Annotated in this window: 11 protein-coding genes; all 11 read left to right on the top strand. The window is 41.4% G+C overall.

All coding sequences use genetic code 11. The features are described 5' to 3' along the window. A partial coding sequence (locus tag B3143_RS07860) for an aldehyde dehydrogenase family protein (protein ID WP_286740062.1) occupies positions 1-411 on the top strand: 411 nt, incomplete at its 5' end. A gap of 412 nt (positions 412-823) precedes the next feature. Continuing rightward, the gene (gene ribBA, locus B3143_RS07855; protein WP_286740058.1) at positions 824-1,945 is read left to right on the top strand and encodes a bifunctional 3,4-dihydroxy-2-butanone-4-phosphate synthase/GTP cyclohydrolase II; all 1,122 of its coding nucleotides are present in this window, start codon (positions 824-826) and stop codon (positions 1,943-1,945) included. 11 nt (positions 1,946-1,956) lie between these two features. Then, on the top strand, positions 1,957-2,427 hold the full coding sequence (gene ribE, locus B3143_RS07850; protein WP_004280926.1) for a 6,7-dimethyl-8-ribityllumazine synthase: 471 nt from the start codon (positions 1,957-1,959) through the stop codon (positions 2,425-2,427). A gap of 4 nt (positions 2,428-2,431) precedes the next feature. Beyond that, on the top strand, positions 2,432-2,881 hold the full coding sequence (nusB, locus tag B3143_RS07845) for a transcription antitermination factor NusB (protein ID WP_005233270.1): 450 nt from the start codon (positions 2,432-2,434) through the stop codon (positions 2,879-2,881). A gap of 17 nt (positions 2,882-2,898) precedes the next feature. Further along, positions 2,899-3,816, top strand: a complete 918-nt coding sequence (gene thiL, locus B3143_RS07840; protein WP_286740053.1) for a thiamine-phosphate kinase — start codon at positions 2,899-2,901, stop codon at positions 3,814-3,816. 22 nt (positions 3,817-3,838) lie between these two features. Continuing rightward, a complete protein-coding gene (locus tag B3143_RS07835) occupies positions 3,839-4,315 on the top strand; it encodes a phosphatidylglycerophosphatase A family protein (protein ID WP_286740051.1) in 477 nt (158 codons plus the stop codon). 20 nt (positions 4,316-4,335) lie between these two features. Beyond that, on the top strand, positions 4,336-5,700 hold the full coding sequence (gene glmU / locus B3143_RS07830; RefSeq protein WP_286740049.1) for a bifunctional UDP-N-acetylglucosamine diphosphorylase/glucosamine-1-phosphate N-acetyltransferase GlmU: 1,365 nt from the start codon (positions 4,336-4,338) through the stop codon (positions 5,698-5,700). Between the two features lie 12 nt (positions 5,701-5,712). Next, positions 5,713-7,551: a glutamine--fructose-6-phosphate transaminase (isomerizing) gene (gene glmS / locus B3143_RS07825; RefSeq protein WP_286740047.1), complete on the top strand. Its 1,839-nt coding sequence runs from the start codon at positions 5,713-5,715 to the stop codon at positions 7,549-7,551. 601 nt (positions 7,552-8,152) lie between these two features. Beyond that, positions 8,153-8,962: a heteromeric transposase endonuclease subunit TnsA gene (locus B3143_RS07820; protein ID WP_005233265.1), complete on the top strand. Its 810-nt coding sequence runs from the start codon at positions 8,153-8,155 to the stop codon at positions 8,960-8,962. Continuing rightward, positions 8,949-11,045, top strand: a complete 2,097-nt coding sequence (locus B3143_RS07815; protein WP_286740043.1) for a Mu transposase C-terminal domain-containing protein — start codon at positions 8,949-8,951, stop codon at positions 11,043-11,045. Before B3143_RS07820 ends, B3143_RS07815 begins: the two co-directional genes overlap by 14 nt. 14 nt (positions 11,046-11,059) lie before the next feature. Next, positions 11,060-11,754 (top strand): ATP-binding protein (locus B3143_RS07810; protein ID WP_286740040.1); only part of this gene is annotated, 695 nt, incomplete at its 3' end.

The raw sequence follows: 11,754 nt of genomic DNA, 5'->3' as shown, positions 1-11,754 counted from the left end.
ACCGGTGGTGAAGCACGTCAGGAAGTGGGTCAAGGTTTCTATATTGAACCGACCATCTTTAAAGGCACCAATGACATGAAGACCTTCCAGGAAGAAATTTTTGGACCGGTATTGGCAGTGACGACTTTTAAAGACTTCGATGAAGCCATCAAGATTGCTAATGATACGATTTATGGACTCGGTGCCGGTGTCTGGTCACGTTCAGCACATACCTCTTATCGTGCTGGTCGTGCGATTCAGGCCGGCCGGGTCTGGACCAACTGCTATCACATCTACCCGGCTCATGCAGCCTTTGGTGGATATAAAAAATCCGGGGTTGGCCGCGAAAACCATCGCATGATGCTGGATCATTATCAGCAAACCAAAAACCTGTTAGTGAGTTATTCAACCAAACCAGCAGGCTTCTTCTAAACTGATCTAAATTCGGGTGGACTTCGGTCCGCCTGATTCATTCATTATTTCAAACAGAATTTTAAACTGATTGGTAAAAAATTTATAAAGGAAAGAATGAGGAGGTATACGTATTTTTAGGGGCTGTATTAAACTAATAAATAAAACTGCATAAAAAATAAGAGATTATTTATAGTTATGTTGATTTTAAATAAGTTTGTCATTTTTTATGCTTTCCGATCGTTTAAAAATCCAGCATAAAGCCTGTGCTTTCATTTAAAGTCGACTTTTCATGCTACGCAAGACTGTGTATAACAATGAACCCCTGAGGGAAAGCAATAAGCATAGGCAAAATTGCTTAAAAAGCGTTAGACTATGCAGTAATAATGTCATGATTCGGTCTGGTATAGATCAAAAAAGAAGGTGAAGGTTGATGCCGCTCAATACAGTTGAAGAGCTTGTAGCAGATATCCGTGCAGGAAAAATGGTTATCCTGATGGATGACGAAGACCGTGAGAATGAAGGCGATCTGGTGATTGCTGCGACCCACGTGCGTCCTGAAGACATCAACTTTATGATCACCCATGCGCGTGGTCTGGTTTGCCTGACTTTAAGCAAAGAACGTTGCCAGCAGTTAAATCTACCCTTGATGGTAGATGCCAACGGCGCTCAGCACGGAACCAACTTCACCCTTTCAATTGAAGCAGCCAACGGAATTACTACCGGTATTTCTGCAGCTGAACGTGCGCACACCATTCAAACTGCAGTGGCTGCACATGCCAAACCAAGTGACATCGTACAACCTGGTCATATCTTCCCATTGATGGCACAGCCAGGTGGCGTATTGCACCGTGCCGGTCATACTGAAGCCGGTTGTGACCTGTCTCGTCTTGCGGGTCTGGAACCTGCATCTGTGATCTGTGAAATCATCAAAGAAGACGGCAGTATGGCGCGTCGTCCAGATCTTGAAATTTTCGCAGAAAAACATGGCCTGAAAATTGGCACTATTGCTGATCTGATTCATTACCGTATGACCAATGAGCAAACGGTTGAGCGTATTGACCAGCAAACTATAGATACTGAATACGGTGTGTTTGATCTCTATCGTTACCGTGAAATCGGTAACCCGGACATTCATTTGGCACTGGTGAAAGGTCAGCCTAAAGACGGCGTGACGACTGTACGTGTGCATGGCTTTAACCCAACCCGTGATTTATTAAAGCTGAACAAGCAAGATGGTGAACCGGCCTGGAATCTGGACCGTGCCTTAAAAGAAATTTCAAACAGTGATCGTGGTGTTCTGGTCTGGATTGGCCAGCGCCATTTACAGGACTTAGGCCCTGCCCTGGATATACTGACAGCACCAAAAAATGTAAAATCCAATGCTGCACTTTCCCAGCAGTATCAGACCATTGGTGTCGGTGCACAAATTTTACGTGACCTCGGCGTGGAAAAAATGAAGCTGCTCAGCTCTCCATTACGTTTCAATGCCCTGTCCGGCTTTAACTTAGAAGTGGTGGAATACATCACCGCACAACAAACATCAGAGAAATAATCGAGGTTCCTATGGCAGTTCGCCGTATTGAAGGTATGTTGCATCTCGCGAACGAAGACCGTTATGCGATTTTAGTTGGTCGTTTTAATAGCTTTGTTGTTGAACATCTGTTAGAAGGTGCCATTGATACATTGAAACGCCATGGCGTATCAGAGGATAATATCACTGTTGTTCATGCACCTGGTGCTTGGGAACTTCCTGTAGTTGCGAAAAAACTGGCAGCTTCAGATCGTTTCGATGCCATCATCGCGCTGGGCGCTGTGATTCGTGGCAGCACGCCTCACTTCGATTTTGTAGCTGGTGAATGTGCCAAAGGTCTGGGCGTAGTTGGCTTGGACACTGGCTTACCAGTGATTAATGGTGTATTGACTACGGATAGTATCGAACAGGCGATTGAACGCTCGGGTACAAAAGCAGGTAATAAAGGTAGTGAAGCTGCCTTGACTGCTATTGAAATGGTTAACTTGTTAAAGGCTATTTAACGCTATGTCGCAAACACTTCAAGCAACTTATGCAGCAAAACGTAAAGCACGTCGCTTTGCTGTACAAGGAATTTATGAATGGCAGATGAGCCACAATCCGGTGCATGAGATTGAAGCACGTACTCGTGTGGACAATGCCATGCACAAAGTGGATCTCAGCTATTATCATGAATTGTTGACTCAAGTGGTTGCCAATCATGAAGCATTGGATGCTTTGCTTATCCCTGTGCTGGATCGTGAACTTTCTGCACTTGATGGTGTAGAACTCGCTACACTTCGCTTAGGCGCCTATGAACTCAAAGAACATCTTGAGATTCCATACCGCGTGGTTCTGGATGAAGCAATTGAGTTAGCTAAACATTTTGGCGGTGCAGACAGCCATAAATACATTAATGGTGTATTGGACCGTTTAGCGACAACTTTACGTGCAGCAGAAAAACAGCAAGCCAACTAATGTAGTCGAATTGTTGTATGGCTGAGTTTTCGATTATCGATACCTATTTTAATCGTCAGAATAAAAATTCTGTCGATTTAGGCGTTGGCGATGACTCAGCCTTGCTCACCCCTCCTCTACAGCAACAACTGGTCATCTGTGCCGACACTCTCGTTGCTGGACGTCATTTTCCTTTAGAAACCGATCCTCATGCGATTGGCTGGAAATCTGTCGCTGTTAATCTTTCTGATATTGCAGCCATGGGCGCGACCCCGCATAGTATTTTACTCGCCTTGAGCCTACCCCAAATTGATCATGACTGGTTAAAAGCCTTTAGTCAGGGTCTCTATGATTGTTGCGATCAATTTGGTGTGAGCTTAATTGGTGGTGATACCACACAAAGTCCTCATTTGACCTTATCTGTGACTGCCCTGGGCTGGGTAGAGATTGGTAAAGCTGTACCCCGTTCAGGTGCCAAGCCTGGTGATCTGATTTGTGTATCCGGTACAGTGGGTGATGCTGCTTTTGCTTTAAATCATCTTGGTCATCCATTACAGAAACGTTTAGATTATCCAACCCCACGCTGTCAGTTGGGTACTGCCTTAAAAGGCCTAGCCAACAGTATGATTGATGTCTCGGATGGCCTCGCACAGGATCTGGGACATATTCTCAAAGCTTCTCAGGTAGGAGCGACTTTAGGACTTGAAAAGTTACCGATCAGTCCTGCCCTGCAGGCATTAAATGGTGAACAGCGTTGGCAATACGCACTCGCGGGTGGTGATGACTACGAGTTATGCTTTACAATAAGCCCGCAAAATTATGAAAAATTATTGCAAAAACATCTGGATGTTTCGATTAGTATAATTGGCTCCATTCAGCAGCAACACGGTTTAACTTTTGAAAAAGATGGCGTAGATCATTCACTTCAATTTAACGGATATCAACATTTTGCATAAACCTGCGATCAATTTTAAAAGCATGTCATGGACAAACCGGCTCATTGTCTTTAGTGGGGTAGGATTTGGTTCTGGTCTGGCGCCTAAAGCGCCCGGAACGTTTGGTTCAGCTTTTGCACTTTTATTTGTACCCATCTGGCTCTACTTAGGTTTTCTAAATAGTCTTTTTGCCATTGTCATCATGTCCCTGATTGGCATATATATCTGTGGCCAAACAGCCAAAGTCATGGGTGTACATGATGATGGACGCATTGTCTGGGATGAGTTTGCAGGACAATCCATCACCTTTTTGCCACTGATCTATTTAGGTCAGATGAACTGGTTATGGCTACTCATTGGCTTTGCCCTGTTCCGATTATTTGATGTCTGGAAACCTTGGCCGATTCGAGTCATTGACCGTCAGGTTGGGGGTGGTTTTGGCATCATGCTGGATGACATTATCGCTGGCCTCTGGGCAGCACTTTGTATTTGGATTTATTTTTACTTTACGATGGCTTAAGCCATATCTAGGATTAGAACATGTCTACGACTGTGATTATTCTTGCTGCAGGTAAAGGAACCCGTATGCGTTCCAACTTACCGAAAGTATTACAACCGCTTGCAGGACGACCTTTACTCGGCCATGTGGTCGACACAACAAAAAAACTCAATGCAGACAATATTATTACCATTTATGGTCATGGCGGTGAGCAGGTTCAGTCCGCATTTGCAGACCAGGATATCCAGTGGGTAGAACAAGCTGAACAGTTTGGTACCGGTCATGCCGTACAAATGACACTACCTGTTTTGCCGAAAGAGGGTATTTCACTAATCCTGTCTGGTGATGTCCCTTGTATTAGCCAGCAGACGCTTCAGAATCTGCTCGATGCTACTCAAGAGCAAGGTATTGGCCTAGTGACATTAACGCTTGCAGATGCCAGTGGTTATGGTCGTATTGTGCGTAAAGATGGTCAGATTCAAGCCATTGTTGAACATAAAGATGCTTCTGAAGAACAGCGTCAAATTAAAGAAATTAATACTGGTATTTATGCAGTCAGCAATGCCAAATTACATGAATGGCTACCACGTTTAAGCAATGACAATGCCCAAGGTGAATATTACCTGACGGATATCGTGGCAATGGCACTGGCAGATGGTATGAGTGTTGCATCTGTAGAACCTGAGCTGGCTTTTGAGGTGGAAGGCGTCAATGACCGTGTGCAACTGGCTGCATTGGAGCGTCAGTTCCAGGCTTATCAAGCTAAACAGTTGATGCAGCAAGGTGTACATCTGATTGACCCAAGCCGTTTTGACTTACGAGGCCAACTCACTGTTGGTAAAGATGTGCGGATCGATATCAATGTCATTATCGAAGGTGATTGCGAACTCGGTGATAATGTTGAAATCGGTGCAGGCTGCGTGATTAAAAATACCAAGATTGCTGCGGGTACTAAAGTTCAGCCATATAGCGTGTTTGATAATGCTGTTATCGGTGAAAATGCACAGATTGGTCCATTTGCACGCTTGCGTCCAGGGGCAAAACTGGCAGCTGAAGTCCATATTGGCAACTTTGTTGAAGTCAAAAACTCAAGCATTGGTCTAGGTTCTAAGGCGAATCATTTCACTTACTTAGGTGATGCTGAAGTCGGTAGCGGTTCCAATATTGGTGCAGGGACGATTACCTGCAACTATGACGGTGCCAACAAATTTAAGACTATCATTGGGGATCATGCTTTTATTGGTTCTAACAGCTCTCTGGTTGCACCGGTCCAGATCGGTAATGGCGCGACAGTGGGAGCGGGTTCAACGATTACCCGTAATGTGGCAGAGAACAGTTTAGCGGTAGAACGTTCTAAGCAATTTGCCAAAGAAAACTATCAGCGTCCGCAAAAAATCAAGAAATAAGAGGAAGTTAGTATGTGTGGTATCGTCGGTGGCATCGCGGAACGTAATATCAGCAATATCTTAATTGAAGGCCTAAAACGTCTTGAATACCGTGGTTATGACTCTGCGGGTCTGGCCTTAATCAGTAATAGCCAGGTGCTCCGTGAACGTCGTGTGGGTAAAGTCGCGAACCTTGAACAAGCTGTGAATGAATCACAGATTAATGGTTCATTAGGCATCGCTCATACACGCTGGGCAACTCATGGTAAACCGACTGAAAACAATGCTCATCCCCATATTTCGGGTAATGTTGCTGTGGTTCATAACGGTATCATTGAAAATTACCAGGAGCTGAAAGATGATCTTGAAGCTTTAGGCTATGTATTCACTTCACAAACTGATACTGAAGTGGTTGCCCATCTGGTCAATGATGCACTGAAATCTACCCCTAGCCTGCTTGAGGCTGTTCGTCAGGTCGTACCACAGCTGAAAGGTGCTTATGCGCTCGGGATCGTACACACAGATCATCCAGATGAATTGATTACTGTACGTGAAGGTTCACCACTGGTGATTGGTGTAGGCATTGGCGAGAACTTTATCAGTTCTGACCAGTTGGCTTTATTACCAATTACCAATCGCTTCATCTATCTTGAAGAAGGCGATATTGCACGTTTAACCCGTACTACCATTGAAGTATTTGTTGATGGCCAGTTGGTGGATCGCCCAGTAAAAGAACTGGATGCAACCGTGAGCAATGCTTCTAAGGGTGAATATAAGCACTACATGCTCAAAGAAATCTATGAGCAGCCTGAAGCGCTAAAACAGACCATTTCACAAGCCCTAAATGGCAATACACTGCGTGAAGACTTTCTGGTGAATGCTGAACAGGATTTTTCAACAATCCAGCAAATCCAAATTATTGCCTGTGGTACCAGTTACCATGCTGGCATGATTGCTAAATACTGGTTTGAACAGCTGATTGATCTGCCTTGTCAGGTCGAGATTGCCAGTGAATTCCGTTACCGTACGCCAGTGATTGTCAATAACACACTCTATGTGTGTATTTCTCAGTCAGGTGAAACAGCCGATACCTTGGCCGCTCTGCGTGATACCCAAAAACGTGCTGCATCAAAAGGTGTAAACATTACGACGATGACGATTTGTAATGTTGCAACTTCTTCAATGGTACGTGAAACAGATTACAGTCTGCTGACTTTAGCGGGTCCTGAAATTGGTGTGGCTTCAACCAAAGCTTTTACCACTCAGCTGGCTGCACTAATGCTACTGGTGCTAAAAATTGGTACAGTGAAAAATGCCATTTCAGCTGAACAGATGACTGAGATCACCACTGGACTATGGCATATGCCTAAGGTACTTCTGGATACCTTAAGTCATGATGATGAAATTCTGCGCCTCTCTGAACTATTTGTAGAGAAACAGCACTGTCTGTTCCTCGGTCGTGGTACACACTTCCCGATTGCACTGGAAGGTGCACTGAAGTTGAAAGAAATTTCTTATATTCATGCGGAAGGTTATGCGGCGGGTGAGCTGAAGCACGGTCCATTGGCACTGGTGGATAATGATATGCCAGTAGTGATTCTGGCGCCACAGGATGACATGCTTGATAAACTGAAATCCAATATGGAAGAAGTTCAGGCACGTGGTGGTGAGCTCTTTGTTTTTGCCGATGAAAATAGCGGTATTAAAGCCAAAGAACGCCAGCATGTCGTACATATTCCTGAAGTAAACGCTGTTTTAGCGCCAATTGTTTATTGTATTCCAGTACAGCTACTGTCTTACCATGTGGCAGTCCTGCGTGGTACTGATGTTGACCAGCCACGTAATCTGGCAAAATCAGTAACAGTAGAATAACTCATAAAATTAGCCTGTTATTGTTGTAATAAAGTAAAATAGTTCAATACTATGTAATAAAGCCTGCACTTAGGGTAATAAAGTCCCATACTTTTTTGACATATATAAAATAATATTTATATTTTCAATATGTTAAAATACAAGTATGGGACTTTTTTATTTCGTGGCTATATTTAAAGAGCACAAACCAAGAAAGGATGATACTTTCTTTAAATAGTTATTTAAAAATTTAATAAATAAAATCAATAACTTATAAAAAATAAAGTATTAAACTATTTTACTCTACAATAAAAATATAAATTTTTTGATTTCAGTAAAAAATCTAATTTAGCCCTCAAGAAATCTATAAATTTTTATATAAAATTTATTTTTTCTCATAAGTTAAAGTAATATATTAATCATTACAATTACAAACTTTAAATTAAATAAATACTTGATTATTAAAAATAAAATAATTTAATTATCACCCTAACAGCAATATTTAAATAGAAATAAACAATCATACTAAGTAAAAATATTTAATTCATAAAAATAAAATATAAGACTATATTGATTAAAAATAAATCAAGTGCTAGGTTTAAAGAAAAGTATGGGGTTTCAGATGGCATCAAAAGAACAACAATTACGCTGGCTACAAGAAGGACGTGGCCAAGGGCGATTACATTCATATAAGCCTTTTTTAAATGTTAGAGATAACAAATCCCTGACGGAACGGTCTAGCCGTGTATATGGTTATAAAACCCAAAGAACTCATCATTTATTTTCTGACTTAGAGTTAGCTTTATTTCTCGCATTAGACAGAATTCAAGAGGTCGAAGATATACGCGAGCAAATTCCACTTGATCTTACAACTACCCTGCAAATTGCTGAAGATTTAAAAATTCAGCACCCTATCGAAAAGAATGTTCATCAAATTCTTACTTCAACTTTTTTTGTTGTAAACAACTCCCCGCTAAAGCCTCCTTGCTTTGTTATAAAAGCTATCAAGTCCGCGCACCTAGATCAAAAGAAGACCATTGCCCAATTGGAACTTGAAAGACGTTATTGGGATGAACAACAAGTACCTTGGTTTGTCGTTACAGAAAAAGAGATTTCACCAACAGCAATAGAAAATATTAAATGGCTCTACCCACTGAATAGAGCAACTGACGATATCCATATCTTTTCAAAAATAGACTTTTATCAGAGTCATTTTCTCCAAAAACCTGAACTTACCCTGATAGAGCTATCTAAATACCTTGACACTCAGTATTCCATGGAAACAGGCGCATCTCTTCTAGAAATAAGAGAACTGCTTGCCCAGCGGTATTTTTTGTTCGATATCTCCAAAAGCTATAGAAAAATACGTGGTCGGGACATTGAGATCGGGAATATTCAACATTTGGAGAAACTTAAAAATGTTTCAGGTTAATCATGTTTATAAACTAGATCATCGGTTTCGCATTCTGAAAATATATCCTCAGCATTTGGTTTGGATAGATATTGAGTCTGACAAAGCATTGCCCGAACTCTTTCCAATTTCAGAACTCGAACAACGAATTGAACTAGGGCAAGCCGAACTGACTGATGATCCATTCTCTGATCTCAGTTTGTTCACTGTAACGGAAGGATCTATCTACCAAACAAAGCGTGATCAAAACTTTGCCATAATCAAACCAGTTATTGAACATGAACGATTTTATGAACGTAAAGAGCGTGCTTATCTGATTAACCAACTTGTACAAGAAAAAGTCGCGACTAAGCAAACTATTTATCGTTTATTACGGCACTATTGGCAACGTGGCATGACACCTAATGCACTTATTCCTCATTACTATAATTCTGGGGGAAAAGGTATAAAAAAAAGAGTGACTGAAAATAAATTAGGACGACCACGTGTCATTTCTGAAGGGACAGGTGCATTAATTGATACCACTGTCGAAAATTTATTTAAAAAAGTCATCAATCAATATTTACTGAATGACAAAAAATTTTCGGTCAAATACGCTTACCGAAAATTTTTGATACTTTATCAAGAACGTTACCCTGATATACCAGAGAGCGAATATCCTTCTTTTTGGCAATTTAAATATTTTTATGAGAGAGATTTCAACCGCACCATCAGGCTGAAAAAACGTTCTCATCAAATTGAATATTTAAAAGATACAAGGCCTTTAGTATCTACAACAAACTCTCAAGTCTTGGGGCCAGGTTCTCGATATCAAATTGATGCCACAATTGCAGATATATATCTTATCTCTGATTCTGATCGTGCATGCATTATCGGCCGCCCGACTGTCTATTTCATGATAGATGAATTTAGTCGCATGGTGACCGGTATGTATGTCGGCCTTGAAAATCCCTCCTATGTCACCAGCATGCAAGTTCTACGCATCGCTATGTGTGACAAAGTCGAATACTGTAAAAATTTTGGCCGTGAAATACGCTCTGAAGATTGGCCTTGTATTGGTTTACCTGAAGCCATTTTAGCGGATCGCGGTGAATTGCTTGGTCATCAAATTGAACATCTAGAAAAAAGTTTTGCTATACGAATTGAAAATGCACCGGCATACAGAGGTGATCTCAAAGGTATCATTGAACGCTATTTTCGTACTATCCAAGCCGAATTTAAGCCGTATGCGCCAGGTGTTGTACAGCCTATTAAAGAAAAGAAACGTGGTGGCACAGACTACCGTTTAGATGCCACTCTGACTGTGCATGAATTTACTAAGATCATACTCAACTCTGTATTAATGCATAATCAGACACATGAGATTAGATCCTATGATCGTGATATTGATATGCCAACAGATCTTCCCAATATTCCATTACAGTTATGGAATTGGGGAATCCAAAACCGGACCGGAAAATTAAGAACAGCTTCTGAACGTGCTATTTATATTGCACTCTTGCCCCGAACTGAAGGTACTCTCTCTCATTTAGGTATCAAGGTTTTTGGCCTTTACTATATTTGTAAAGAAATCTTAGAAAATGGCTGGATGCATCGGTCTACCTCAACACGTCGCCCCAAAAAAATAACCGTGGCATACGATCCTGCTAATGCAGAAAAAGTGTATCTCTTTTTCTCTCCTTCGACATCAGATTGCTGGGAAGCACATCTAGCCCAACGTTCAAGAGAATTTATAGGATGCAGCTTTTGGGAGGTTTGGAAAGTTCAAAAAGAGCAAAAGTCAATACAAGCAAATTACCATATGTCATTGCAACTCGCACGGGCTGAATTAGAGCGCTCAAATGAGGAGATTATTCAAAAAGCCATTGCATCCACGCGGGCATCGACTCACAGCAATGCTCAGCGTCTTTCCAAGATCAAAGAAAATCGTCTAAAAGCACGTGATAAAGAACGAGAGATGTTGAAAAACTCTCTGTCCGAAAGTGAATTCAGTGAAGACCTGCCAAGCAACATCCTTCCTTTTTCAAAAAATGTAGCACAGACCGATGAGCATGATTCATATGATCGACCTGCATTTTTTGATCAACTATTTGATGATGACTGAAGTGAGGAACAACCATGAAAGTAAAAGCTATCTATCAACCGAGCTTTGGTCAATACAAAGGTAACCCGCTCATTGAAGCCTTGCCGCCAATACGTGATTTTAACGATATTAAAACGGCTTTGAAATGTACTGTAGACATCAGTCCACTTGAAAAACATGAACCTGGGGTAGTCAGAAGCCACCTGATTGCTCAGCTAATGAATAGTTTCTTTCTTCCAATTTCAAGACACTATTCACTTGAGCAAAAGATCGCAATTATGATTCGTGATGGATATGTCGCACGTAATCTTGAGAATGGTAATTTAGCCACTCATCTGCAGAATGGTTACGAACGGATGATGACAGGTGAAATTAATGCATTTCGCTTTAAAACAGCCCAGTCAACCGCAAAAAGTATGTCTTTCATTGGTTGTTCAGGTAGTGGAAAAACCACCACATTAAATCGGATCCTAGCTACATATCCTCAGGTCATTTTTCATGAGAAATATAATTTTACCCAAATTGTCTACCTTAAAATTGACTGTCCGCACGATGGTTCATTAAAAAGCTTATGTCTGCATTTCTTTAGAGCCGTGGATTCTGCTATTGGTTCGGATTATGAGAAAAAATATGCTCTTAAAAGGCACGGCATTGAAACTCTGATGCATCTGATGAGCCAAATCGCCAATCTACATGCGATTGGCTTATTAATTAACCTGAGTTCGATGAA

It is taken from the genome of Acinetobacter sp. UBA1496 (assembly GCF_002324975.1).
GTDB lineage: Bacteria > Pseudomonadota > Gammaproteobacteria > Pseudomonadales > Moraxellaceae > Acinetobacter > Acinetobacter variabilis.
This window is presented reverse-complemented; position numbering and strand designations above follow the sequence as displayed.

What these genes read in the sequence shown, in the direction of transcription:
- nusB (WP_005233270.1), top strand. Translation starts at nt 2,432, where the DNA reads ATGTCGCAAACACTTCAAGCAACTTATGCAGCAAAACGTAAAGCACGT.
- B3143_RS07815 (WP_286740043.1), top strand. Translation starts at nt 8,949, where the DNA reads ATGTTTCAGGTTAATCATGTTTATAAACTAGATCATCGGTTTCGCATT.
- B3143_RS07835 (WP_286740051.1), top strand. Translation starts at nt 3,839, where the DNA reads ATGTCATGGACAAACCGGCTCATTGTCTTTAGTGGGGTAGGATTTGGT.
- thiL (WP_286740053.1), top strand. Translation starts at nt 2,899, where the DNA reads ATGGCTGAGTTTTCGATTATCGATACCTATTTTAATCGTCAGAATAAA.
- ribBA (WP_286740058.1), top strand. Translation starts at nt 824, where the DNA reads ATGCCGCTCAATACAGTTGAAGAGCTTGTAGCAGATATCCGTGCAGGA.
- glmS (WP_286740047.1), top strand. Translation starts at nt 5,713, where the DNA reads ATGTGTGGTATCGTCGGTGGCATCGCGGAACGTAATATCAGCAATATC.
- glmU (WP_286740049.1), top strand. Translation starts at nt 4,336, where the DNA reads ATGTCTACGACTGTGATTATTCTTGCTGCAGGTAAAGGAACCCGTATG.
- ribE (WP_004280926.1), top strand. Translation starts at nt 1,957, where the DNA reads ATGGCAGTTCGCCGTATTGAAGGTATGTTGCATCTCGCGAACGAAGAC.
- B3143_RS07820 (WP_005233265.1), top strand. Translation starts at nt 8,153, where the DNA reads ATGGCATCAAAAGAACAACAATTACGCTGGCTACAAGAAGGACGTGGC.